23 protein-coding genes and 1 pseudogene are annotated in these 24612 nt (G+C 67.8%); 15 read left to right on the top strand and 9 right to left on the bottom strand.

Features of this window, described 5'->3' with window-relative positions; all coding sequences use genetic code 11:
* Nucleotides 1-63: 63 nt before the first annotated feature.
* The 3 genes and pseudogenes from ACZ6DL_RS17215 to ACZ6DL_RS17205 form a co-directional block, all read left to right on the top strand.
* Nucleotides 64-1497, top strand: coding sequence for a hypothetical protein (locus ACZ6DL_RS17215; RefSeq protein ID WP_466052112.1), 1434 nt, complete (start codon nucleotides 64-66; stop codon nucleotides 1495-1497).
* A 132-nt stretch (nucleotides 1498-1629) separates the two neighbouring features.
* A complete protein-coding gene (locus ACZ6DL_RS17210) occupies nucleotides 1630-2505 on the top strand; it encodes a DUF4231 domain-containing protein (protein WP_062970277.1) in 876 nt (291 codons plus the stop codon).
* A 378-nt stretch (nucleotides 2506-2883) separates the two neighbouring features.
* Nucleotides 2884-3189 (top strand): annotated as a pseudogene (locus ACZ6DL_RS17205) (VOC family protein); the annotation flags it as partial.
* Between the two features lie 130 nt (nucleotides 3190-3319).
* On the opposite strand, the gene ACZ6DL_RS17200 reads toward ACZ6DL_RS17205, so the two are convergent.
* The 3 genes from ACZ6DL_RS17200 to ACZ6DL_RS17190 form a co-directional block, all read right to left on the bottom strand.
* Complete coding sequence (locus ACZ6DL_RS17200) at nucleotides 3320-3760, bottom strand: hypothetical protein (RefSeq protein ID WP_393236967.1); 441 nt, start codon at nucleotides 3758-3760, stop codon at nucleotides 3320-3322.
* A 122-nt stretch (nucleotides 3761-3882) separates the two neighbouring features.
* Nucleotides 3883-5442: a serine hydrolase gene (locus tag ACZ6DL_RS17195; RefSeq protein WP_466052680.1), complete on the bottom strand. Its 1560-nt coding sequence runs from the start codon at nucleotides 5440-5442 to the stop codon at nucleotides 3883-3885.
* Nucleotides 5443-5615: 173 nt separating this feature from the next.
* Nucleotides 5616-7337: an FAD-dependent oxidoreductase gene (locus tag ACZ6DL_RS17190; RefSeq protein WP_466052110.1), complete on the bottom strand. Its 1722-nt coding sequence runs from the start codon at nucleotides 7335-7337 to the stop codon at nucleotides 5616-5618.
* Nucleotides 7338-7523: 186 nt separating this feature from the next.
* On the opposite strand from ACZ6DL_RS17190, the gene ACZ6DL_RS17185 reads away from it, so the two are divergent.
* Both ACZ6DL_RS17185 and ACZ6DL_RS17180 read left to right on the top strand, forming a co-directional pair.
* On the top strand, nucleotides 7524-8219 hold the full coding sequence (locus ACZ6DL_RS17185; protein ID WP_466052108.1) for a TetR/AcrR family transcriptional regulator: 696 nt from the start codon (nucleotides 7524-7526) through the stop codon (nucleotides 8217-8219).
* A gap of 136 nt (nucleotides 8220-8355) precedes the next feature.
* Nucleotides 8356-9264 carry an NAD(P)H-dependent flavin oxidoreductase gene (locus tag ACZ6DL_RS17180; RefSeq protein ID WP_466052678.1) on the top strand — a complete coding sequence of 303 codons (909 nt, stop codon included), beginning with the start codon at nucleotides 8356-8358 and terminating at the stop codon, nucleotides 9262-9264.
* Nucleotides 9265-9269: 5 nt separating this feature from the next.
* Here the strand turns inward: ACZ6DL_RS17180 and ACZ6DL_RS17175 are convergent, their stop codons facing one another.
* The 6 genes from ACZ6DL_RS17175 to ACZ6DL_RS17150 all read right to left on the bottom strand — a co-directional run bounded on the left by ACZ6DL_RS17175 (nucleotide 9270) and on the right by ACZ6DL_RS17150 (nucleotide 13805).
* Nucleotides 9270-9464 carry a hypothetical protein gene (locus tag ACZ6DL_RS17175; protein WP_466052106.1) on the bottom strand — a complete coding sequence of 65 codons (195 nt, stop codon included), beginning with the start codon at nucleotides 9462-9464 and terminating at the stop codon, nucleotides 9270-9272.
* Nucleotides 9465-9499: 35 nt separating this feature from the next.
* Nucleotides 9500-10810, bottom strand: coding sequence for a glycoside hydrolase family 1 protein (locus ACZ6DL_RS17170; protein ID WP_466052104.1), 1311 nt, complete (start codon nucleotides 10808-10810; stop codon nucleotides 9500-9502).
* Nucleotides 10811-11130: 320 nt separating this feature from the next.
* Nucleotides 11131-11616: a MarR family winged helix-turn-helix transcriptional regulator gene (locus ACZ6DL_RS17165; protein WP_466052102.1), complete on the bottom strand. Its 486-nt coding sequence runs from the start codon at nucleotides 11614-11616 to the stop codon at nucleotides 11131-11133.
* 75 nt (nucleotides 11617-11691) lie between these two features.
* Nucleotides 11692-12387, bottom strand: a complete 696-nt coding sequence (locus ACZ6DL_RS17160) for an NAD(P)-dependent oxidoreductase (RefSeq protein ID WP_466052100.1) — start codon at nucleotides 12385-12387, stop codon at nucleotides 11692-11694.
* 99 nt (nucleotides 12388-12486) lie between these two features.
* Nucleotides 12487-12975 carry a cupin domain-containing protein gene (locus ACZ6DL_RS17155; protein WP_466052098.1) on the bottom strand — a complete coding sequence of 163 codons (489 nt, stop codon included), beginning with the start codon at nucleotides 12973-12975 and terminating at the stop codon, nucleotides 12487-12489.
* Complete coding sequence (locus ACZ6DL_RS17150) at nucleotides 12972-13805, bottom strand: NAD(P)H-binding protein (protein WP_466052096.1); 834 nt, start codon at nucleotides 13803-13805, stop codon at nucleotides 12972-12974. The genes ACZ6DL_RS17155 and ACZ6DL_RS17150 overlap by 4 nt, the downstream gene beginning before the upstream one ends.
* A 176-nt stretch (nucleotides 13806-13981) precedes the next feature.
* On the opposite strand from ACZ6DL_RS17150, the gene ACZ6DL_RS17145 reads away from it, so the two are divergent.
* From ACZ6DL_RS17145 to ACZ6DL_RS17100, 10 genes are all read left to right on the top strand, one after another.
* Nucleotides 13982-14464: a nitroreductase family deazaflavin-dependent oxidoreductase gene (locus ACZ6DL_RS17145; protein ID WP_051175897.1), complete on the top strand. Its 483-nt coding sequence runs from the start codon at nucleotides 13982-13984 to the stop codon at nucleotides 14462-14464.
* A 58-nt stretch (nucleotides 14465-14522) separates the two neighbouring features.
* Nucleotides 14523-16817, top strand: a complete 2295-nt coding sequence (locus ACZ6DL_RS17140) for a molybdopterin guanine dinucleotide-containing S/N-oxide reductase (protein ID WP_466052094.1) — start codon at nucleotides 14523-14525, stop codon at nucleotides 16815-16817.
* A 283-nt stretch (nucleotides 16818-17100) separates the two neighbouring features.
* Nucleotides 17101-18066, top strand: coding sequence for a LysR family transcriptional regulator (locus tag ACZ6DL_RS17135; RefSeq protein ID WP_466052092.1), 966 nt, complete (start codon nucleotides 17101-17103; stop codon nucleotides 18064-18066).
* A 29-nt stretch (nucleotides 18067-18095) separates the two neighbouring features.
* Nucleotides 18096-18758 (top strand): transcriptional repressor LexA, encoded by a 663-nt coding sequence (gene lexA, locus ACZ6DL_RS17130; RefSeq protein ID WP_466052090.1) that lies wholly within the window; start codon nucleotides 18096-18098, stop codon nucleotides 18756-18758.
* Nucleotides 18759-18830: 72 nt separating this feature from the next.
* Nucleotides 18831-19730: an NAD-dependent protein deacetylase gene (locus tag ACZ6DL_RS17125; protein ID WP_466052088.1), complete on the top strand. Its 900-nt coding sequence runs from the start codon at nucleotides 18831-18833 to the stop codon at nucleotides 19728-19730.
* A 345-nt stretch (nucleotides 19731-20075) separates the two neighbouring features.
* On the top strand, nucleotides 20076-20918 hold the full coding sequence (locus ACZ6DL_RS17120) for an ABC transporter permease (protein WP_466052086.1): 843 nt from the start codon (nucleotides 20076-20078) through the stop codon (nucleotides 20916-20918).
* The gene (locus ACZ6DL_RS17115; protein ID WP_357118614.1) at nucleotides 20919-21647 is read left to right on the top strand and encodes an ABC transporter ATP-binding protein; all 729 of its coding nucleotides are present in this window, start codon (nucleotides 20919-20921) and stop codon (nucleotides 21645-21647) included.
* Nucleotides 21644-23236, top strand: a complete 1593-nt coding sequence (locus ACZ6DL_RS17110; protein ID WP_466052084.1) for an FAD-dependent oxidoreductase — start codon at nucleotides 21644-21646, stop codon at nucleotides 23234-23236. Before ACZ6DL_RS17115 ends, ACZ6DL_RS17110 begins: the two co-directional genes overlap by 4 nt.
* Nucleotides 23233-23574 carry a 4Fe-4S dicluster domain-containing protein gene (locus ACZ6DL_RS17105; protein WP_466052082.1) on the top strand — a complete coding sequence of 114 codons (342 nt, stop codon included), beginning with the start codon at nucleotides 23233-23235 and terminating at the stop codon, nucleotides 23572-23574. Before ACZ6DL_RS17110 ends, ACZ6DL_RS17105 begins: the two co-directional genes overlap by 4 nt.
* A 16-nt stretch (nucleotides 23575-23590) precedes the next feature.
* Nucleotides 23591-24592, top strand: a complete 1002-nt coding sequence (locus ACZ6DL_RS17100) for an ABC transporter substrate-binding protein (protein WP_466052080.1) — start codon at nucleotides 23591-23593, stop codon at nucleotides 24590-24592.
* Nucleotides 24593-24612 lie beyond the last annotated feature (20 nt).

The raw sequence follows: 24612 nt of genomic DNA, 5'->3' as shown, positions 1-24612 counted from the left end.
TACAGCGGGTGCGGACGTCGGTGTGGATGTTCGTCGGCACAGGGGCGGGACGGTGCGCCAGCGGTGGTCAGCGGAATGGGCGACAGCGAGTTGTACGCTCGCGTGCGGGGCGAGGAATCCGCGTCGTTCCGCTCGGCGGGCGGTAACGCCCTTCGATTCGTGGCGTCGATAACGGCCGTGATCGTGGTCTGGGTGCGTGGGCCGCAGTTGCTGGCGCTCTGGGTCCCCGAGGTCGAGTTGTCGACGTGGCGGCAGCTGGTGTTGTTTCCGCTGGCGGTGCTGGGGGTTGGGGCGTTCGCCGCCGGTGCGGAGACCGTCACCGACGCATCGCAAGGGTTGCGGGCCAGATCGATCCGGCGGCGCGTGGACCGCGATCCCGATCAGATCGCGATGTTGGTGCCGCCGCTGGAGACGCACCGGGCCACGGTGCAGCGGATCCGCGGCCACGGCCGGGCAACGGTGCGGCGGCTGCTCTGGATCGCGGTACCGGTCGCGCTGGGCGTCGGGGTACTGGCGGCCGGGGTGACGGTGGAGGATCCCGACGGGACGCGGCGTCCCGCGCCGGAATTGGAGCCTGCAATCCTCGGCCTCGTGTTCCTGTCGACTGCGGTGCTGCTGGTGTCGGTGGTGCTGCGGTGGCGGCGGTGGAGTGCGAGCCGCACGGTCGAGAAGTGGTCCCAGGACCCCGCCTACAGCGCTAGGATCAGCCGGGTCGGCCCGGATCCCACGTCGTCCCCGGCCGCAATTATCCCGGCGCTCACCGTGAAGTTCATCGCCCCGCCGCGGCGTCAGGGAAGCCTTCGGCAGGTCTCGCCGCAGTCCAACGTGATCGGCGCGAAGCCGGTCCGGATCGCCTATCTTCGCCTGTTCGACAATCGAGCGCGCGCACGCGAGTTCCTGCGTGGCGCGTGGCGCGAGTTCGGGTATGTGCATCTCCTGCGCAGCGCCGCGTCGGTGAGCCCGGAAGAGGTTCGGAAAGTACGCAGGAACAACGCCTTCCGTACCATGTTCGTAGCATCACCGCGCATGTTGCGCGAGGAACTGGCGAAATACTCGGCCGAACCGTTGCCGCCAGGGCGCACGCGCTTGCTCGGGGTGACCGATCTGGCGGTCCGGGTCCGCGATCCCGCGGGCAGCTACCCTGTGCGTTCGATCCTCTGTCACGTCAGCTTCTGGCAGGCGGCGGTGGACATGCTGTTGTCCCGGGTCGACTACGTCGTGCTGGATCTGGCCGGGTACGTGCCCGCCCACGCGGGAACACGCTTCGAATTGCAACGCGTGATCGACCGCTTTCCCGTCGCCAAGGTCATCTTCATCTGCGACGATCAGAGCGATCGGGCATTCCTCGAGGCGCAGGTGCTGTATCACTGGTCGCGGATGGACAGTGGATCACCGAATTCCGGCGCGACCCCGCGAACCGCTCGCATCGCTGTGACCGACGGTCATCGGGCCACTACCCGGTATCTGATGGCAAATCTGCAAGTTCGCCGTGGATGACGCGGCTTCCGTCGCGGGACACGGATTCGCAGCTGGAAGAGTTCGCAATTCCCGAGCAGCGCAAATGGATTCGAGCGGCACCGGTTGCCTGCTACGCTTCGGCCATGTCGGTTCGAACGCGCCTCGCGGCCCGTGCGGCACGCTGACGACTACCCCGGGCTGTTCCAGTCCGCGGACACGGCGTCGCTGTACGGCCAGAAGTTCTATCTCCGCGCCTACGGAGCTCGGCTCTGGCTGGCGGTGCTGGCGGCGGCGTGCGCGGCGTTCACCGTGCGCGTCGGCTCCGCGCGCACGGATGTAGCGGCCATCCTGACCGCCATGGCCTTTGTCGGAATCCTCGCCGTCGACGTGGGTGTCCTGCGCGGCCGTCCGGGTAAGTCCTGGTACGAAGGTCGCGCGCTCGCCGAGTCGGTGAAGACCTTGACCTGGAAGTACGCGGTGCGGGGTGCGCCGTTCGTCGGGACGCTGTCCCCGGCCGAGGCCGATCGGATGCTGATCGAGCGCATCATGCTGCTGCGCCAGGACATCTCGGCGCTCGCCCTGCGGCCGACCACCGCGCCGACCATCACCGACCGCATGCGGCAGCTGCGTTCGGCTCCGTTCGACGAACGGCGCCGCGTCTACCTGGACGATCGCATCAGGGAACAACAACGGTGGTACGCTGCCAAATCCGGCTACCACCAGCGCAGATCGCAGGTATACGGCACGCTGGCACTCGTTTTCGAGGTGGCGGGTGTGGCCGGCGCGCTGGCGAAGGCGTTCAACGCGGTCGCTTTCGACCTCGCAGGCATTTTCGCGGCCGCCGTCGCGGGTCTGGCCGCTTGGTCGTCGGCCCGCCAGCACAGCACCGGCGCCGCCGCCTATGCCGTCGCCTCGAACGAACTGAGCATCGTCGCCGAAGTGCTGGAACAGAACAGCACCGAAGCAGCTTGGGCGGACGCCGTATCCGACGCCGAGGAAGCGATCAGCCGCGAACATACTATGTGGCGAGCTTCGCACGGCGAATAACACCCGCGACCGGCAGCCGTCTTTCATCGGACGTCCGATGGTCCGGCGTGGCTGCCGGATTTGACCGGGGACAGTGCTTATCATGATCACGCTGTGTGACGTGGCGGCGTCGCATGGCGAACGGGGAAGCGGCCCGTCCGGCGGAAGCGTGACGCCGGGCGGGCCGTTGCGTTCGGTCGGTCCGCGCCGGATCGTGCGGTCGAATCAGGAGGTAAGGGGTGAGCTTGCCTGTGCTACCGCGTTTGTCGCCGGTCGGGGCGGGTAGGCATCGACGAATGGCGTAGGTCAGGAGGTCGGAGTATGACATCGAACAATGCCGTCGGACAGTTGCGCAGCGTCGTGCTGGACTGCCCCGAACCGTGAAAACTCGCCGGGTTCTACCGGGACCTGCTCGGGGGAGACCTGCTCGAGGATGATGACGACGACTGGGTGGTGCTGGTCGAGACCTCGGGCAGGCGCATCGCGTTTCAGACGGCACCGCAGTACAAACCGCCGCGTTTCCCGGACCCCGAGGCGTCGCAGCAGGTGCATTTCGACGTGTTGGTGGACGACATCGAGCAAGCCGAACCGGCGGCGCTCGCCTTGGGGGCGACAGTCGTGCAAGCCGAAACCGGCGGAGCCTTCCGTGTTTACGCCGACCCGGTGGGGCACACGTTTTGTCTGGTATGGCTCCCGGACGACTAAGGAGCCGGACAGGCCGGGCACCGTGCCCGGCCTGTCACTTTTGCGGCGATCACGCGATATGCGACGAGCCCTGCGTGGGGATCGGCCGGGTCATGGCGAGTGCCTGCCGATCGACCTCGAACGCCGCCTCTCATTCGGGCGGTGCCGGTCGACGGATGTCGTCGGCCACCGATCCGCCCGCGACGTCGGCGGCGACACCGATCTGCTCCTCGTAGGGCAGGTCGACCGGCACGCGGTCGCTGTCGGAGGTGATGTCTTTCAGCCTGTGGTCGTCGTCCTCGAGTCTCCCGCTTTCCTCCGTCTCGGCGGCGCGGTTCGGATCGACGTCCGGCTCCTCCTCGGCGAGCCGGTCGCCGATCGGTCGTGGATGAGCTTGCTCCCACGGTGTCACGCCGTACTTCGTGACGCCGCTCCAGTGTTCCGGTGGGTCCATTCCGGCCTCCAGCGGGTCGGAACGCAGTCGGTCCTCATCGAGATCCTCGGCGCTGTTGAGCGCCGCCGGATCGGATTCGACCGAGTCGGGTGCCCCCGTGTCCTGCGGCGGGTCATAGGTCTCGTTCGGTTCGGTCATCACTGCCTCCTCTCCTGCATTCAGCGACTTCCCGGAACTGTCGGCAGCAAACCCTCGGAACGGAGTCGAACAGCGCCTGGCGAGGGACACACACCCGTGGCCGCGGGCTTACGGCGGCGAAGTCACCTACGGGTGAACACGCCGAGGTGTTCGATGTCGTAGTACTCGAGGGTGAGCTCGCCGTCCTCGAAGGTCGCCCGGGAGACCGAGCCGTGGTTGGCGTTCTCGCCGACCGGTGTGAAGACGAAAGTGTCGCCGTCCCAGTGCTCGAGTGGGAAGGTCATATTGTTCGGGCCCAGGCCGAGGGTCAGGGAATCGCCGGTGGCGGCGACGGTCGCCCGGCCGTAGTAGGGATTGTCGTAGGTCCCCGTATACGAGGCGGACGGTCGAGCGGGCGCGGGGTCGGCGGGCGGCTGCTTGCCTGCCAGCGCCCCTGCCGGGGCGCTCAGCGGCTGGAATGCTGTTCGATAGAGCGAGCGCCAGTCCTGCTGGACCTTCCCGAACTGGACCAGGTCGGCGAACTCCGCGTTCAGCGTTTCCGGCACGCCGATCGGAGCCGCGTTGGTGAGTGTCACGATGCCGACGTCGGCGGAGGGAATCAAGGTGAACGCCGTGCCCGCACCGAGCCCGAACGCCCCCGAGTGACCGAGTACGACCCGGCCCGAGGCGGAATCGCCGACGTTGAAACCGAATCCGTAGAACCCGGCGCGCCCGTCGGGCGTCTTCGGCGGCGCCGACACCGCCTGCGGGGAGATGGCGGGCAGCAGATCCTCCGGTGGTATCAGGACGGAGCCACCCGCGGAGCCGTTCGCGAGCACCATCGTCATCCACTTGGCCAGGTCGGCGGCCGAGGAGCTGACCCCTCCCGCCGGAGACTGGGCGTCCGGCTGACGCTGGGGATTGGCCTGCTCGTACTTCCCGTCGACCAGAACGTGCCCCTCGGCCCGGTTCGCGCGAGCCGCGAAGTCGGCGAAGCGAGAGCTGGTCGATGTCATGCCGAGCGGGCGGTAGATCGTCTGTTCGGACAACGTCTCCCAGTCGGTTCCCGCCGCTGTGGCCACCGCGACAGCGGCCGCGGTCAGCCCGAAATTGGTGTATTCGTAGGAGCCCCGGAAGGCGCCCAGCGGCACCAGCCGGAGCCGGTCGAGAATCTGTCCGCGGTCGTAGCCGAGGTCCTCCAGCAGGTCACCCGCGTGATCGGGCAGTCCGGAGCGGTGCGCGTACAGGTCGCCGACCGTGACGTGCTCGGTGACGTAGGGGTCGGCGAGCGCGAAGGACGGCAGCAGCCGGTGCACCGGAGTGTCCCATGCGACACCCCCCGCGGCGATCCGGCGAGCCACGACTGTCGCTCCGACCGGCTTGGACAGCGACGCGAGCTGGAAGACCGTATCCGGGTCCACCTTCTCCTCGGTCACGACGTCGCGGACGCCGAAGCCCCTGCTGTACACCACCTTTCCACCGTGCACCACGGCGACCGCCATGCCGGGAATGCCCGAAGCGGTGAGCAGGCTCTCGGCGAGGTCGTCCAGTTCGCCCACGGCGTCATCGATCCGTCCGTCCGGTATCGGCACCCCGGCGAACCGGTCGGGCAGCACCGTGGAGCCGGACGGTGCTGCCGCCTCGGGGGAGTCCGCTTCGTCGCCGCCGCACCCGGTGAGGGCGAGAAGGACGGCCGCCGCCATCGCCGTGGGAGCGAGCCATCCGCGCCGCCGTGTGCTCACCAGTCGCCTCCTGGCTGTCGTAGCGACAAAAGACCAGATAAAGGCTAGTTGAGTAGAGATAGCTGCGTGGCATGTTCTGGCGTCAGCGGCGGCCGGGTTCCTGCTGAGCCCGCCCCATGGGTCCGGCCGCTGACCTACCCGGCGGCGGGCGTCTCCCGGATCTGCACGATCGGAAGCACCAGAGCCGCGGGCGAACTCGCCGGAACGACCGGGTTCACCGGTGCGACGGGAGCGATACGACGGTATCCCGTGCCCACCAGGGGGCGGGTGTCCACCTCACCCTTGTTGGGCCAGTACGCCGCCGCGCGTTCGGCCTGCGCGGTGATCGTCAGCGACGGGTTGACGCCCAGGTTGGCCGAGACCGCCGCGCCGTCGACCACGCTGAGCGTGGGGTAGCCGTAGACGCGGTGATAGGCGTCGATCACGCCGTGCTCGGCGTCGGCTCCGATCACGGCTCCGCCCAGGAAATGGGCCGTCAGCGGGATGTTGAAGATCTCGCCCCAGCTGCCGCCCGCGATGCCGCCGATTTTCTCCGCGACCCGCCTGGTGACGTCGTTGCCCACCGGGATCCAGGTCGGATTGGGCTCGCCGTGGCCCTGTCTGCTGGTGAGCTTGCGGCCGAACAGGCCGCGCTTGGTGTAGGTGGTGATCGAATTGTCCAGGTGCTGCATGACCAGCGAGATGATGGTCCGTTCGCTCCAGTTCCTGGTGCTCAGGAAGCTGAGCAGGTTCATCGGATGCCGCAGCACCAAGCCCAGGAAGCGCAGCCAGCGCGGGATGCGCCCACCGCCGTCCACCATGAGCGTCTGGAGCAGGCCCATGGCGTTGGAGCCCTTGCCGTAGCGGACCGGCTCGATGTGCGTGTCCGGGGTGGGATGGATGGACGAGGTGATCGCGACGCCCTTGGTGAAGTCGACGCCTGGGCGCACCTTCTTGGTGGCCGCGCCGACGATGGACTCCGAGTTGGTGCGCGTGAGCATGCCGAGCCGATCGGACAGGTCCGGCAATACCTTTTTGTCGCGCATGGCGAACAGCAGCTTCTGCGTGCCGCGCGTGCCCGCGGCGAGCACGACATGCGAAGCGGTGAGCGTGCGGGGCTGCTTGCGAAGCCACGCGCCGGTGCGGACGGTGGACACGTCCCAGGTGCCGTCGGGATGCGGACGCAGCTCGGTGACCGTCGTCATCGGAATGATCTCGGCGCCTGCCTTTTCCGCAAGGTAGAGGTAGTTCTTCACCAAGGTGTTCTTGGCGCCGTACTTGCAGCCCACCATGCAGTCGCCGCATTCGACGCACCCGGTGCGCTCGGGGCCGACGCCGCCGAAGTACGGATCCGGCACCGTCTTGCCCGGCTCGCCGAAGAACACGCCGACGGGAGTCTGCACGAACGTGTCGCCGACGCCCATGTCGTCGGCGACGGCCTTGAAGACCTCGTCGGCGGGCGTCAGGTGCGGATTGCGCACCACGCCGAGCATCTGCTGTGCGCGCTCGTAGTAGGGGGTCAGCTCGTCGCGCCAATCGGTGATGTCACGCCACTGCGCGTCGCGGAAGAACGGCTCCGGCGGCACGTACAGGGTGTTCGCGTAATTCAACGAACCGCCCCCGACGCCCGCGCCGCCGAGGATGAGGACATTGCGCAGCGGATGGATGCGCTGGATTCCATAGCAGCCGAGCGCGGGCGCCCACAGGAACTTCTTCAGCTCCCAGCTGGTCTCGGGCAACTCGTCGTCGGCGAAGCGCCTGCCCGCCTCCAGCACGCCGACCTTGTAACCCTTCTCCACCAGCCGGAGCGCGGTGACGCTGCCGCCGAACCCCGAACCGACGATCAGCACGTCGAAATCCGTCGTCCGCTGGTCCATGTGGAACTCCTCGATCGTGTCGCCAGTGACTCGGCTAACACTACTCTCCGGTAAGTAACGGTCCGCAACGCGGCTGGAAACGGCGGATCACTGCGGTAACCCGGTTTGCCGACTGTTGCCCGGCCCGTTTTCAGAGCGATGCTCTCATTAGTTGACAACGCTCTCTGAATGGCGCATGGTTTTGTCATGCCGACGACACCGCGTGCCCGAGCCAGGGCCCAGACCATGAACGACATCGTCCGGATCGGGCGCGAACACCTGGCGACCGACGGCGCCGCCGCCCTGTCGCTGCGTGCGGTGGCGCGTGACCTCGGCGTGGTCTCCTCGGCGGTGTACCGATATGTCCGCAGTCGCGACGAGTTGCTGACCCTGCTCGTCGTGGACGGTTACAACGCGCTCGGCGACGCGGTCGACGGCGCGCTGGCGGCCGAGGCCGATCCGATCGACGGGTTGCGGGTGCTCGGGCGAACGGTACGGCGCTGGGCGCTGGCCGAACCCGCCCGCTACGGGTTGCTGTTCGGCACGCCGGTCCCCGGTTACGACGCACCGGCTGCCGAGACCATCGCGCCGGGCACCCGCGTGATCGCCACGATGCTGACCCTCTTCGCTCGGGCGTACGGAGCAGGCGAACTCGTGGCCCCGGCGGGGGAGCCCCGAATATCCACCGCTCTCGCGGGCAGTTTCACGCGGATTCGCGACCAGTTCCGGCTGGAGGTGCCCGATTGGCTCATCGTCCGCGGCGTGACGTTCTGGGTCGGTCTGTTCGGGGCGGTGAGCGCGGACGTCTTCGACATGTACGGCGCCGACACCTTCGCCGACCGGGCCGAATTGTTCGAACTGCAACTCGACGGGCTGTTGGACATGCTCGGTCACCGGCCGTGATCCGCACGCGCGACGGGGGAGTCCGCGATCGGTCGTGGCGGCGTGTGTTGCGATGGGAGGCGTGACTTCTTCCGAACAGCCCCCGGCACCCGATATCAGTGCGGCGACGGCATGGGCGCGCCGGATCGGTGCGCGGATGCCACTGGTCAACGCGCCGATGGGTGGCGTAGCGGGCGGACGGCTCGCCGCGGCGGTGACCGCGGCCGGTGGACTGGGCATGATCGGGATGGGCAGCGCCGGATCGGTCGCGGCGCTGGAGCGGGAACTGCCGCACATCCGGGGCCTGGACGGGCCGTTCGGCATCGGTCTTGTCGATTGGGTCGTTGCACGGGAGCCGCGGCTGCTGGAGGTCGCGATCGAGGCTCGTCCCGCCCTGATCTCGGTGAGCTTCGGCGCGGACCTGGATTGGGCGGCTCGCGTCGCGGACGCGGGAATCGTCCCGGCCACCCAGGTCTACGGCGGGCAGGACGCGCGGCGTGCGCAAGACGCGGGCATCGGCGTCCTCGTGGCCCGCGGCGTGGAGGGCGGCGGACACGGCGCCGTGAACGCGCCGCTGCTGCCGCTGCTGGACGAGGTGCTGGCCGTGGCGACGGTCCCGGTGCTCGCGGCGGGCGGCATCGGGGCACCGCGGGATCTCGCCGCCGTACTCCGAGCGGGGGCCAGTGGCGCATGGCTCGGTACGTGTCTGGCGGCGTGCTCGGAATCGCTGCTGTCGGATGCGGGCCGCCGAGCCCTGCTCGACGCGCGCGGTACAGACACCGTGCTCACCCGCGCCTACGACGTGGGGATGGAATTGCCGTGGCCGGTGAGGTTTCCCGCGCGAGTGCTGCGCACCGGATTCACCGACCGATGGGCCGGACGGGAGGAGGAACTCGCCATGGATCCGGTGGCCAAGCACGCGCTCGCCGCCGCGCTCGCCGCGAACGATCCGGCCGTCGCGCCGATCGACGCGGGCTCGAGCGTCGATCTGGTCACCTCCGTGGAACCGGCCGCTCGAGTGCTGGAGCGGCTGTGGTCGGGGGCGACGGGATCGGTCGCGGGCTGAGCGTTTCAGTCCTCGCTGCTGGTCCGCTCGCCGACATAGCGGAGCAGCTCGGGATCGGAGGAGGTCAGGCGATCGACTTCCTCACCGCCGGTGCATTGGTAGAGCGCGACGGTGACCGAACCGGATCGGCGCGCGGCGACCCGCCACACCCCGCCCGCGTCGGTCCAGCGCCGGAGTACCGCGACGGGGTCGTCGGTCATCGCCTACCTCCGCTCGCCGACATGCGGCTTCGATCTCACCGCGGCACGGTGACCGGGTCGGAGCAGCTTGCCGGTCCGTCCACGAAAGAGCAATCCTTCGGCGCGCGGGTCGGCCGGTACCCGGGTGCGACGCCGCCGGCCCGGGTGATGTCCGTGTAGGCGGCCACCGCGTCCGTGGGCTTGCGCGTCAGTGCCGGATCGGTGCGGACATCGACCGTGTACAGGCCGAAACGCGGTGTGTAGGAACCCCATTCGTAGTTGTCGGTGAGGCTCCAGTAGTTGTAGCCGATCAGGTCGATGCCGTCGGCCTTGGCGCGCTGCAGCCAGTAGACGGTGTCGCGGAGGGAATCGGCGCGACCGTATCCGTCCGCCCGTGGCAGGCCGTTCTCGGTGGGCATTCCGTTCTCCACGATGTAGAGCGGCTTGCCGGGGAACTGGCGCGCATAGTGCTGCAACGCGTAGTAGATGCCTTCCGGCTGCAACGGATTCTTCCACAATTCGGTGAAATTCCCCGTGGTGAGACTGTCGGGGGAGAGGCCGTAGTAATAGTCGATGCCGATGTAGTCGAGCTTTGCGCCGATCCTGTCCACCAGTGGCTTGTTCACCACGTCCTCGGCGGCCGGGATGTAGGCGACATTGCTGGTCACCATCGCGTCCGGCTGAACTCGGTGAATGAAGTCGTAGATGCTGTTGTGCGCCTCGGCGATCCGGTCCTGCATCGCGGGCGCGGCGGCGGGCGGCAATCCGCCATTGCGCAGTTCGTTCACCACGTAGAAGGCCGGTTCGTTGAACGTGACCCACAACGGCTTGTACGGGGCGTAGCGATCGACAACCGTGCGCGCGTTGGCAAGCCAGTCCTCGACGATTCCCGCGTTGTTCCAGCCTCCGCGGTCGACCGCCCACCCCGGATAGACCCAGTGGTCGATGGTGATCATGGGGCGCATGCCCGCGGCTGTGATCGCGGCGACGACGTCGTCGTAGAACCGCAATCCCTCGGGGTCCCACTTGCCCGGCTCCGGCTGGAGCCGCGCCCACTCGATGCCGATGCGATACACCTTCACGCCCAAGCCCGCCGCGAGAGCGATGTCCGAGCGGTAGCGCGAATAGAAGTCGATCGAATCCTGATACGGGTCCGATGTCTTGCCGGACGCGACGTACCGGGACCAGTTGCTATCCGGGGCATGGCCTTCCGACTGGTACCCCGACGCGGCGACGCCCCAGAGGAAGTCCGGGCCCATCGGCGTGACCACGGCGGGTGGCTCGGGCCGAGCCGCCGCCGGAGCGGCGACTCCGAGCAAGGCGACAGCCGCGAGGGCGGCCGAGACGCGGCGGGGGTGGGAACGCATCGAACTCCTGTTCCGAAAGGGGCGACGGGCGCTCGTGGACCTCCGGCGCAGGGATGGGGTGGGGGCCACGGGGGACAGGGTAACTGGTCGCTTGTCCGTTTTCAGGAAGACGGGGGAGGGCTGTCCAGGCGAGACGAACTCTCCGACTTGCTCGGATCACTACGTAGGGGTGGGAGGGCAGCCTCGTGCGGCTTATAAAAATATGGATACGTAGATATGCGCATCTAATTATGTGACTCCATCAAAGCATCCACCCCGCGTCCACATCAAAGAAAACCCGCAAAGAGAGGAGGGGTCCGTGCTGAGGCCGGGGATTCGGGTCAGGCGAGCTCGTCGGCCGACTCGTGGCCGGCGGCTGCACTACGTCGGAGGAATTCCGCGATCAGCTCGAGTTCGGCATCTGTGTAGCCCTCGCAGATGGCGTCCATCCGGCCGTTCATTCCACTGAATATCCGGTAGAGCTCTGGGTTTCGGTCGTGCAGTGCGCGCACGGTGACCGCGCGTCGGTCGGCGCCCTCGGGATCGCGCTCGCGGATGACCCACCCGCCACGCTGGAGGCGGTCCAGAATGCCGGTCAACGTCGCCGGGTGCAGACCGGCACGTGCCGCCAACGCAGTCGGCGTCAGCGGCCCGTGTCGGTTGATCAGATCCAGGCAGGTCCAGTCGGCGTCCTTCAGTTCCACCTTGTTGCCGAAGCGGCGGTTGAGCACGGACAGCTGGGTGTTCAGATCACGTAGCGCCTCTTTGACGGACGTGACCAACCGCCGGTGTCGCCGGGTCGCGGCCGGATCGACTACGGAACTCATCCAAGTCACCTTCACGAGTCTTTGTATGGATTCCGTATTATACGCACCGCCAACTGGAATAGCGCCGCCGTGCGCTCAGTGCTTGCCGAGCGCCTCGGTGCGAATCAGTCGCAGCAGGCTGGGATTATTCGAGGTGGTGACGACGCTGACGATCTTCTGGACATATCGGTCCTCGTCGACGAGCCGGAGCAGGCAGGCGGCCAGGTCTGCTCGGGAGGTGAACCGCCCCTCGGCGTGGCCTTCCGCGACTGTGTAGTCGGTGACGAGCGCGGAGGTGTACAGGCCACTCGGGCGCACGACCGTCCAGTCGAGTTCGGTTTCTGTGAGCAGGGATTCCATCGCGCGCATATCGTCGTAGAGCGTTTTGCCCATGACCTGCGTGAGGTAGGGCTGCAAGACGCGATTGAACAGAAAGCCCGCGTCCGCATGTGGTTTGGGGTCCACGGCACTGGACGAGACGACCGCGATACGGCGTACCGCGTGCTTGCGCATGGCGGTGACGATATTGGCGACCCCGGCCGAATACGTCGTGATCGGTTGCTTGCTGTAGGGCACACCGAGTGTCGACAGCACGGCGTCGCCGCCCGCGATCGCGCTCTCTACGGAGTCTGCCGCATGGACGTCGCCCTCGAACGTCGTGAGCCGGTCGTGTTCGAGCGGGAAATCGCGTGGCTTGCGAGTGACGGCGACGACATCATGGCCGGCCGCGAGAGCCTGGGTGGTCAGCAAGCGGCCGGTGGGACCGTTCGCCCCGAAGACGATGAGACGCATGGATGTTCCTTCTGGGTTGATGCGGGCCGCGGAAAGCGGCACCGGAAGCGGGGAAAGGGTGCTTCGTTGATGGGCAGAGCGACCCGTTCGGCACTGGCGTCAGAAGCCTGCCCGGGGGGAGGGCCCCAGGATTTCGACGCCGTGACGGGCGGCCGCGGCGGCGAGCAGGGTGGTGTCGGGCGGACTGGTGGGTGCCGGAGGAAGAGACAGGGATTCGGCCGGGCAGCCGGTTTCGGTGAACCATTGCTCGAATCCGCCCGGTGTGATCAGGGTCAGGAACCGGCAGATGTCCGAATCGACGCGGTAGGCATGAGGCAATCCGCGTGGCGCGAAGACAGTGGCGCCGGTGGAGACCCGAAATCGCTGGTCTGCGATATGCACGGTGAGCTCACCCGCCAAGACGATGAATATCTCGTCCTCGTGCTCGTGCCGGTGCGGCGGAGCCGCGGTCCCGCGTCGGCAGGTGTGCCTGGTGATGGCGAGCCGGCCGTCGGTCTGGCTTGCGGTGGCGTCGAATTGGATCAGCGCGCCGAGGTGCCAGACCGCGCGGTCCACGTCGTCACCGGACCGGAGCGGGGACGGCGTCACGACCACTCCGCCCGGTGATCGGCGGCCCACGTCGCGAACGAGCGTGCCGGACGGCCGAGAATCGCGTCCACCTCGTCAGTGACGGTGGGCGTTCGGTCGAGTTCACGAGCGTAGCGGTCCATGAGCGCGAGCACGAAGCGCTCGTCGAGACCTTGCCCGATCATCGCGCGGGTGGCTGCTTCGACCGGAACCTGTTGAAAGCGAAGGGGTCTGTCGATCGCATCGCCGATCACGGCGACCATTCGCTCCAGGCTCACGGCCTCGGGACCGGTGATGGTTATGCGGCGGCCGAGGAGGCTGTCGTCCCACATGGCCCGTGCGATGACGTCCGCGACATCCTGTTCGTGGATGACCGCCTCGGCGAAAGACGCATACGGGCCGAAGACGGTGTCACCAGCGGCCACTTGCTTGCGCCACATCGCCGATGTGTTCATGGCGAACGAACTCGGTCGTACGCTCACCCACGGCAGTCCGCTCGCGACGACCGCCCGCTCGACCTCTGTATTGCGGTCACCGTTGTATCGGGAGGGCTGATGGGCGGGTTCGTCGTCGGCGTTGCAGGCCGACATGACGACGATCCGGCCGACACCGCATGTCGCGGCGAGCTGGACCAGTTCGCCGACATGATCCTTGCAGGCCCGCGGGTGGACGAACAGGGCATCGACCCCCTGGAGGGCATCGTTCACCTCTTCGAATGCCACGACTTCCACATCTTCGGGGAAGTCGGCGACGGGTTGTCGGGAGACGGCTCGGATTCTCGTTCCGGCGGATGACAAAGCGCTGATGAGGGGGCGGCCGATGGTGCCGGTGGCGCCGGTGATCAGATACATGGCAACTCCTATCTAACTCATATCGTATGAGTTAGATACTACATGCCGAGAGCCCCGTCGATCAATATGAGTTTCGTAATTTATGACCGGACCCAATCGTGCGCAGACCTCGGTACGAGGTGTTAGATCTAGAGCGCCTGCCAAGTCGCGAGTTCGCTACGGAAAGGTGTCCTGATATGGTCTCGAATCCGGTGCCGGCCTTGGCTCGACGGCTGGCCCAGCGGCGCTGGGTCATGCGGTCGGCGCCGGTCGTGCTGCGGGTCGAACGCTTGATCCGGCGGGCGAGCGGCGGCCGAAAAGGTGTCCTGGATCTGGCGGGGCTGCCGTCCGTCGAGGTCACCGTGCCGGGGCGGAAGACGGGAATCCCGCGCACCACATCGTTGCTCTATGTGCCGCACGGTGCGGACTTCATCGTCCTCGGTTCGAATTGGGGCGGTCCGAAGCATCCGGCCTGGTCGGCGAATCTGCGTGCGGCGCAAACCGCCTCGGTCCGGCACAAGGGCGAGCAGTTCCTGGCCACGGTGCGCGAGATCACCGGCGTGGAGCGTAAGCGCGTCTGGGATCTGGCGGTCGAGTTCTGGCCCGGCTACGCCATGGAGTACGAACTGTCCGGCGGCCGGGTGTTCCGTATCTTCGAGCTGCGCCGCGTATCCGACTGACGGTGGCATCGGAAACGAGTGGCGGCCAGGTGTTCGGGTGGCCGGTTACGGTGGGACGGTGACCACGCATCTGACCCACTGGGGCGCGTTCGAGGCGGACAGCGATGGAGAACGGCTCACAGCGGTCCGGCCGTGGCATGGTGACCCGGAGCCGGTGGCGCTGATCGAGAATGTCGCTTCGGCGCAGCATCATCCGACGCGTATCGATCGGCCGTATGTTCGTCGGGGCTGGCTGGAGAACGGGCCGGGCCCGGGTGTGCGGGGCTCGGACTCTTTCGTCCCGGTGTCGTGGGAGCGCGCTTTGGACCTGCTGGCCGGCGAGCTCGGCCGGGTATACCAGGAGCATGGAGCGCAGGCGGTGTACGGCGGCTCGTACGGCTGGGCCAGCGCCGGGCGATTCCATCACGCGCAGAGCCAATTGCACCGCTTCTTGAACTGTCTCGGCGGCTACGTCCGGCACGTGAACAGCTACAGTCTGGGTACCTCGACGGTGTTCCTGCCGTATGTCATCGGTGAGATCGGCTGGGTGACGCAGCAGGCGACGGCGAAGACGGTCTTGGCCGAACACTCCGAGCTCGTGGTGGCTTTCGGTGGTTTGTCGCCGAAGAACGCGGCCGTGTCGCCGGGCGGGGTCTCGCGCCACAACATGCGCGGCTGGATCGCGGCGGCGCGGGCGCGGGGTTGCCGTTTCGTGTCGATCAGTCCGCTGCGCGACGACACCCCCCGGGAGAGTGAAGCGGAGTGGATCGCGCCGCGGCCGGGTACCGACGTGGTGATGATGCTGGCGCTCGCCCAGGTGCTGGACGCGGAGGGTTTGGCGGACGAACAGTTCCTGCGCGAGTACACGGTGGGCTGCGACCGCTTCGCGGAGTACCTGCGCGGTGCGGTGGACGGAGTGGTCAAGGATCCGGAGTGGGCCGCGGCCATCACCGGTGTGCCTGCCGACCGTATCCGGACGCTGGCCCGCGAGATGGCTGCCGCGCGAACCCTGGTGACAGTGAGTTGGTCGCTGCAGCGGGCGCGCCATGGTGAGCAGCCGCTGTGGGCGGGTGTGGCGCTCGCGGCGATGCTGGGGCAGATCGGGCTTCCCGGAGGCGGGTTCGGACACGGGTACGGCTCGGCCGCCGGCGTCGGAGAGCCTGCGCGCGTGCCTGCGCCGCGACTTCCGCAGGGGCGCAATGGCGTGGACGCCTTCATTCCGGTCGCACGGATCGCGGACATGCTGCTCGAGCCGGGCGCGCCCTTCCGCTACAACGGCCGGGAGCTGGTTTATCCGGAAGTGCGGTTGGTGTACTGGTGTGGCGGCAATCCGTTCCATCACCATCAGGACCTGGCTCGGCTGCGTAGGGCGTTCGGTCGCCCGGACACGGTGGTTGTGCACGATGCGTTCTGGACGGCCACCGCGCGGCACGCCGATATCGTGCTCCCGGCGACGATGTCGATCGAGCGCGACGACTATGGCGTGGGGGAAGGCGACCGTTCGTTCTTCCCGATGAAGGCGCTGACGCGCCCGTATGGGCAGGCGCGCGACGACTATTCGATCTTCGCCGAAACGGCCGATCGGCTCGGTGTCGGCAAGGAATTCACCGAGGGGCGTTCGGCGGTCGAGTGGCTGCGGCATCTGTATGAGCAATGGCGTGTCGAGCAGTCGCGCGCGGGGCACGAGCTGCCGGATTTCGACGCGTTCTGGGCCGGTGAGGTCCTCGAGCTTCCGGTTCCGGACCCGAATCAGGTGTTGGCCGCGGACTTTCGCGCCGATCCGGATCGGCACCCGCTGAGCACGCCGAGCGGGAAGATCGAGATCTTTTCCGCGACCATCGATCGCTTCGGGTACGCCGATTGCCCGGGGCATCCGGTGTGGTTGGAGCCGGAGGAGTGGCTCGGTGGTGCGGCGGCGGCCCGGTTCCCCTTGCAGTTGGTGGCGAATCAGCCGCGGACCAAGCTGCACAGCCAGCTCGACGTGGGTGCCTACAGCCGGTCGGTGAAGATCTCCGGGCGGGAACCGATCCGGATGCATCCTTCGGACGCCGACGCGCGTGGTCTGCGTGCCGGTGAGATCGTGCGGGTGTTCAACGAGCGGGGCAGTTGCCTGGCCGGTCTGGTGGTCGACGACGGGGTGCGGGCCGGTGTCGCGCAGTTGTCCACCGGAGCGTGGTATGACCCCGACCCGGCGGACCCGACATTCTGCCGCCACGGTAATCCGAACGTGCTCATCGCCGATCGTCCCTCTTCGACGCTCAGCCAGGGGTGCGCCGGGCAGCTGACGCTGGTGGAGGTGGAGCGTTATGCGGGCGCGATCACGGAGGTGGAGGTGATGCGACCGCCGCCAACGGTGGTTCCGGGAGCGCTTTGAGGTCGCCGATGGCGGGCGTGCCGAGTCGCTCGGCTGCGGGGCGGCTGGGGCCGACGATTCCGTCGCGCTGTCGAGCGTTCGGAGTTCGGGTGGTCCGGCCGGTGGAGGAGGGCGGCTGTGCTCCAGTTCCTCGGCGATGCGGGAACGATCGTAGGAACATCGAATGGTTGTAGGCTGTGTCGATCGATCGAGGTTACGCGTCCATGTGAGCAGTGATGACGGTCGATGTCGGATTCGGGATACGGCATGGGGGACAACGTAAGGTTGTCGCTGGAGGTGGCGGGTGGAGCTGGATCTCGCGGCGGTGCGCGCGTTCGTCGTGGTGGTGGAGGAGCAGCAGTTCGGGTACGCGGCCTCGGTGCTGGGGATCAGCCAGCAGGCGGTGTCCAAGCGCATCGCGAAGCTCGAGTCGCAGCTGGGAACGGAGCTGTTCGACCGCGGGCGCGGCGGCAGTGTGCCGACGGCGGCCGGTGCTCGGTTGCTGCCGTACGCGCGTTCCTTGCTCGCAGGCTCCGAGGCCGCTGTGCGGGCGGTGCGCGAGGCGGTGCGGCCGTTGCGGGTCGCGGTGCTGGGGAAACGGATGGCCGCGACCGATTTGATGGAGTTCTATCTCGCGCGTCATCCGCACCGCGACACCGAGATCGTCATCTCGAATATGATCACGACCTCGCGGGAAGCGTTGCGCGGTGGCATCGTCGACGCGGCTCTCGCGCGCGCGTACGGCGGCCCGGTGGCTCTGCCCGACGATATCGTCGCCGCTCCCGCGTATTTGGAGCCGTTGTATCTGCTGGTGGGTAAGGATCATCCGTTCGCGGGCCGGTCGACGATCGCGTTGCGCGAAATCTCCGGGCAGCCGGTGTGGGTGCCCGGTGCGGCCGTGCCGTCGGAGTGGGCCGACTTCTATCGAGATCTCAGCGCGTTCAGCGGGATTCCGGTCGATACCAGGGGTCCGCTCGTGGGTATGGCCGAGATCGTCGAACGTATCGCGGACTCGTCCTCGTTGACGACGTTCAGCGGCGACGGGGGGCAGACGCCGTGGCATCCGAACGTGCGGCGCCTGATGATCGTCGATCCCACCCCCGCCTATCCGCTGGCGTTGTTGTGGTCGGCGGGCAACCGACACCCGGGACTGCGGCATTTGGTCGAGCACGTCGCGGAGAACTACAACCGGGATACCGCCGCCGCCTGCTGGGTTCCCGATTCCGATCGGGCGTTGTTCGGCGTGCCCGGTGCGGTGGCCCGGCGGTAGTGTCCGCTGGTGCCTCTACCATTCCCGGGGTGACCGGATACGACCCGCTCGACGCGTTCGAGCATCTCGACACCTCGACGTTACCGCCGCGGCAGCAGCGGATTCTCGCCACGATTCGGGACTGGGTTGTCCGGCACGGGTATCCGCCGAACACGCGTGAGATCGGTGACGCGGTGGGTCTGCGGTCGGCGTCGTCGGTGTCGAAGCATTTGAAGAGCCTGGAGGAGCGTGGTTTCCTGCGCCGCGGCCGGACGGTGTCGCGGCCGATCGACGTGCGGATGTTTCTGCACGCGCCCGCGCGGCGGGAGTTCGCGGAGGATTCGGTGGCGGTACCGGTGGTCGGTGACATCGCGGCGGGCGCTCCGATCCTGGCCGAGGAGCACGGCGAGGACACGATGACGTTGCCGCGCGAGCTGGTCGGGCGCGGCACGGTGTTCGGGCTGCGGGTACGCGGCGATTCGATGATTGATGCGGCCATCTGCGATGGCGACCTCGTGGTGGTGCGCAAGCAGCACGAGGCGCATTCCGGCGAGATCGTGGCGGCGATGATCGATGGGGAGGCGACGGTGAAGGTGTACCGGCGGCGCAACGGTCATGTGTACTTGGAGCCGCGCAACCCGGCCTACGAGGTGATCAATGGTGACGAAGCGGTCGTGCTCGGCAAGGTCGTGTCGGTGATGCGGCGCGTCTGACCTCGGCCTACTCTTCCCCGCGCGGGGCGGCCGTTCGGCCGTTGCCGTGGCGGTCGCCGTACCCTGAACGGCATGTCGGAGTTTGCGCGGACGCCTCTGGGCGCCGGGTTCGAGCAGCTGGCGCGGTTGCTCGATGGGCGCCGGGTCGTCGCGTTGACCGGTGCCGGGATCTCGACCGACAGCGGGATCCCGGACTATCGTGGTCCGTCCTCGCCGCCGCGCAACCCGATGACCTACCAGCAGTTCGTCGGTGATCCGGTGTTCCGGCAGCGGTACTGGGCGCGCAATCACGTCGGCTGGCGGCGCATGGACGGGTCGCGCCCCAATCCCGGCCATCGCGCGCTGGCACGGCTGGAACGCATGGGCGTGGTCACCGGGCTGATCACCCAGAACGTGGATCTGCTGCACACCAAGGCGGGGCATCGGCGGGTGATCGATCTGCACGGCACCTACGCGCGGGTGCGTTGCCTCAGCTGCGCGTCCCTGGTCTCGCGGATGTCGCTGGCCGATCGGCTGGAGGCGGCCAATCCGGGCTTCGCGGAGGCCGCGACGATCGATGGCCTAGAGGTCGCGCCCGACGCGGACGCGGTGGTCGGCGACACCGGAAGCTTCCGGATGGTGGATTGCGCGCGCTGTGGCGGCATGCTGAAGCCCGATATCGTCTATTTCGGGGAGAACGTGCCCAAGGAGCGGGTCGCCGCGGCGTACGAGCTGGTCGACGCCGCGGACGCGGTGCTGGTGGCCGGGTCGTCGCTGACGGTGATGTCCGGGTTGCGTTTCGTGCGTCACGCCGCCAGGCGCGGGCGTGTCGTCGTCATCGTCAATCGTGGCCGGACGCGCGGTGACGAACTGGCCGCACTCACGCTGGATGCCGGGTGCTCGACTGTGCTGCCGGCTCTTGCCGAGCGTCTCGGTGAAGCCGGTGGCGCGGTAGTGCCGAAACCTTTCCGCGACGCCACCTCGACGGCGTAGACGCGCTGTTGCCCGAGCCGCCATGGGCTGTCTGCCTACCGCCCCCTGGTGGCGCGGGCATTGGGAACGCGGCGGTGTCCTCGATGTCGAGGTCGCCGACACGATGCCGGGGGCTGGAGGTTCTGGCGCGATCGAGTCCTGCGGCGCCTTCCCGAGCGATGTTCGATCAGCGGCGGAGGCTGACAGCGATCAACTGGGTGGGCTCAGGCGGGCACGCGTCCTTGCTGCTCAGCACAGTGTCCGCGCCGAGCGCGGGTTCAGGATCGGGCTGATCGCAACCATTCTGTGAACCGGTCGCGCGCCTTACTGTTCCGGACAGTACTTCTCGTGTGAGGACCGTGTCCGATGACATTGCAGTTGGATCCGACCACATCGGCGCCACCTTCCACCCCGGCCGAGGCGGCCACCGACAGCCCGGCCCCGTTCACCCGTAGGTTGCTCGGCCTGGCCAGGGCGTCCTCCGGATTGATTCTAGCGGTGATCATTTGGCAGCTCGGTGCCCGATCGTGGCTCGGCGCGACCACTCCGGCGCCGACCGAGGTGCTCGAGGCGGGGTGGGAGCTGATCCGGTCGGGTGAGTTGTGGCAGCATCTGGCCGCGTCCGGTCGCCGGGTGGCGATCGGGCTGGCGATCGGCATCGGTATCGGCCTGGTGTGCGGTGTGGCGGCCGGACTGTTCCGGATCGCCGAGGATCTGGTCAACGGCCCGTTGCAGGCATTGCGGATGCTGCCGACGTTGGCGCTGGTGCCGGTGTTCATCATCTGGTTCGGCATCGGTGACTCGTTCAAGATCGCGTTGATCATCGTCGCGCCCATCTTCCCGATCTACTTGAACGTGCTGGCCGGGATCCGCGGCGTGGACCGGCGGCTGGTGGAGGCGGCGGAATCACTGGGCCTCAACCGTTTCGAGCTGACCACGAAGATCATCCTGCCCGGCGCGTTGCCGCAGATCTTCGTCGGACTGCGGCAGGCACTGGGCATCGGCTGGCTCACCCTGGTGGTCGCGGAGATGCAGACCACACCGGTGGGGCTGGGCTTCCTGATGAACGATGCCAAGGAGTTCTTGCGGACCGACCAGATCTTCCTGGTCCTGGTGATCTACGCGGTGCTCGGGTTGCTCACCGATCTGTTCGTGCGCGTGTTGGAACACCGGTTCCTGTCCTGGCGTACCGGCTATGAGGGGAAGTAGATGACCGCCACGATCGGGGCCGGTGTCCGCATTCGCGGGGCGGCGCGCGCGTTCGCCGGACGCACAGTGCTGCGCGAGGTCGACTTGGATATCGCGCCTGGGGAATTCGTCGCGCTGCTCGGTGCCAGCGGCTCGGGCAAGAGCACGCTGCTGCGCGGGATCGGCGGCCTGGATCGGGGGTTCGGCGGCTCGTTCGAGGTTCCCGGGTCGAAGGCGATCGTGTTCCAGGAGCATCGGTTGATTCCCTGGATCAGTGTGTGGCGCAACGTCGTTCTGGGCGTCGAGGGAGCTTCCAAGGCGCGGGCGCTGACGGCGCTGGAGGAAGTGGGGCTCACCGCGAAGGCGGATGTGTGGCCCGCGACGCTGTCCGGCGGTGAAGCTCAGCGTGTGGCGCTGGCCAGGGCGCTGGTCCGCAATCCGGAACTGTTGCTGCTCGACGAGCCGTTCGGCGCCCTGGACGCGCTGACCCGGTTGAAAGTACAAGCCCTCGTGGCTCGCCTGTGGACGCTGCACCGCCAGTCGGTGTTGCTGGTGACCCACGACGTGGAAGAGGCGCTGCTACTGGCCGATCGCGCGCTCGTGTTGCGCGACGGTCGCATCGCCGAATCCTTCGATATCACCGTCGCCCGCCCGCGTTCGGTGGTCGACCCCGCATTCTCCGCACTCCGGCGCCGGTTGCTGCTCGCACTCGGCGTGAATCCCGAGGCACCGACAGGAGCAGACGCATGAGTGAACCGTTGCAGATCAGCACGGACGTCTTGGTGATCGGCGGCGGGCCCGCGGCCTGCTGGGCCGCGATCCACGCCCGGGAAGCGGGCGCCGAGGTGACGTTGGTGGACAAGGGCTACTGCGGGACCAGCGGCGCTACCGCCCCCGCCGGCACCGGGGTGTGGTATGTGGCGCCGGAGGCGAACGCGCGGGCGAACGCGAAAGCCAGCCGGGAAGCGCTGGGCGGGCACCTGGCCGATCACTACTGGATGGACCGGGTGCTCGATCAGACCTACGCGAACATGGATCGGCTCGCGGTGGAGGGACGGTATCCGTTCCCCGTGGACCCCGGTACCGGGGCGCAGATCCGTACCGGCGTGCAGGGCCCGGAGTACATGCGCCGGATGCGGGCGTGGGTGAAACGGATCGGGGTGCGCATCCTCGACCACTCGCCGGCGCTGGAATTGCTGGTCGACGCCGAGGGTGTGGTGCGCGGCGCGGCGGGCTACCAGCGCCAGGCCGATCGGGACTATCGCGTGGTGGCCGGTGCGGTGGTGCTCGCGAGCGGGGGCTGCGCGTTCCTGTCCCGGGCGCTCGGCACCAACGTCGACACCGGTGACGGCGCGCTGATGGCGGCCGAGGTGGGCGCCCGCTTCTCGGGCATGGAATTCTCCAACGCGTACGCGATCGTGCCGAAGGGTTCGACGATCACCAAGACCGCCTACTACGGGTATGCGACCTTCTTCCACGAGGACGGGCGAGTACTCGAGGGCGCGGGCTCGACCAAGGGCCGTTCGGTGATCGCGCGGACGTTGCTGCGGGAGAAGGTGTTCGCCCAGCTCGATCGTGCCGACGCGACGGTTCAGGCGCAGATGCGGCTGGGGCAGCCGAATTTCTTCCTGCAGTTCGATCGGCGCGGCATCGACCCGTTCACCGACCGGTTCGAGGTGGACCTGCTCGCCGAGGGCACCGTCCGCGGCACCGGCGGCATCGATGTCGTCGACGACGACTGCTCCACCACGGTGCCGGGCCTGTACGCGGCGGGTGACGCGGCGACCAGGGAACGGATCTGTGGCGGATTCACCGGTGGCGGCAGCCACAATTCGGCATGGGCGATGTCGTCGGGCAGTTGGGCAGGGCGCGGAGCGGCGACGTTCGCGTTGCGATCGGGTGGCCCTCGGAGTGTCGATCTGCGTGGTGCCGGGCGCACCGGGTTGCGGCCGGAGCGCGGTGGGTCGGTCCGGGCCGCGGACGTGGTGGAGGCCGCGCAGCAGGAGCTGATCCCGTTCGAAAAGAATTACCTGCGCCATGGTGACCGGATCCGGCCCGCGCTCGCGGAGCTGGACCGTGTGTGGGAGCACGCGGCGCGCGGTCTGGGCGGCGGGAGTGGAGACGAGCGAGTGCGGGCGCGGCAGGCCGCCGCGATCACCGCTGTGGGACGGTTGATGTACCGATCGACGCTGGCGCGCACGGAGACGCGCGGGATGAGTAAACGCGCCGATCACCCGGATCTGGATCCGCGCCAGCATCACCACATCCTGTCCGGCGGTTTGGACGAGGTGTGGACGGCGACGGCCGCGGCGACCGGCGCCTCGGCGGTGGCGGCATGATCGAGATCCTGCGCGCGGGTGACTGCATCGCCTGTGACAAATGCGTGGACGTGTGCCCCACGAACGTCTTCGATCGCACGGAGGGCGGAATCCCGGTCATCGCGCGGCAATCCGATTGCCAGACCTGCTTCATGTGCGAGGCGTACTGCCCCACGGACGCGCTGTATGTCGACCCGGAGTCGACTCCGCTGGCCGATCCCGGCGTGGTCGGCGAGGACCACATCGGCCGTTACCGCAGAGAGCTGGGGTGGGGCCGCGGCCGTACACCCGGCAGTCGCGTCGCGGTGGGGCCGCGTCTGCCGCACGGCGCTCCGCCGCCGCGACTGTCCGAACTCTGAACGACGAAAGCGAATCATGCGCGTATTCAGGCTGATCGTGCCCGCTCTGGTGTCGGCGCTGTTGCTGGCCGTCATCGGCTGCGGGGCCGACGACGCTGGCTCGGCGTCCCGCGCCGAGATCAAGACCCTCCGTATCGGTACCATCGGCACCGGTAACGTGCTCACCGGGCCGGTCGGGTTCGCCCACCAGCGCGGGGCCCTGCTGCCTGCGCTGAAGTCGCTGGGTGTGGACGATATCGAGGTCTACAGCTTCCCCAACGGTCCCGACTTGAATCAGGCGCTGGTCGGTGGCCGCCTCGATGTCGCCACCTACGGGGACACGCCCGCTCTGGTGGCGCGCGGCAGTGGATTGACCACGCGGCTGCTGGCCATCGCGGCGGTGAATTACAACGCCGGTGTGGTGGCGAAGGATCCGGCGATCCGGACGCTGAAAGATCTGGCGGGCAGAAAGATCGGCGTGCAATCCGGTTCGTACATCGATCGCTACCTGCAGGGTGCGCTGAAGGCCGAGGGCATTCAGGCGCAGCTGGTGCATCTGCTGGCCACCGACGCGGAGGCCCCGCTCAACGGCGGCGATATCGCGGCGGTCGCGCTGCCGGATGTGAACCCGTCGTCGTTCTTCCGGTCGTTTTTGGCCAAAGGTTTCCATCAGGTGGACTCGATTCACGACAACCATCCCGATCTCGCGGGCACCAGCTCCTCGGTCAGCAGCCAGGAGTTCCTCGACAGCCACCCGGAATTCGGCGGCGCGTGGCAGTCGGTCCTGGTCGAAGCCAACCGGTATGCGAAGCAGCATTGGGACGACTACGTGAACTACGAGGTCGCGCAGTCGAAGTCGCCGGAGGCGGTCGTGCGGGCGACCGCGCGCCCGAGCTACATCCCGGACGAGATCTTCGCTCCGCTCGGCATCCAGTTGCTGACGGGGACCAAACAGTTCCTCGTGGAGCAGAAGAAGATCCGGGAAGATTTCAGTTTGGAAGAATGGTTCTACCGACCGGGCCGTCCCGAGCAGGGCTGAGCCGGATAGAGTGCCCGGTC

The organism is Nocardia sp. NPDC041819 (genome assembly GCF_055590505.1).
This window is presented reverse-complemented; position numbering and strand designations above follow the sequence as displayed.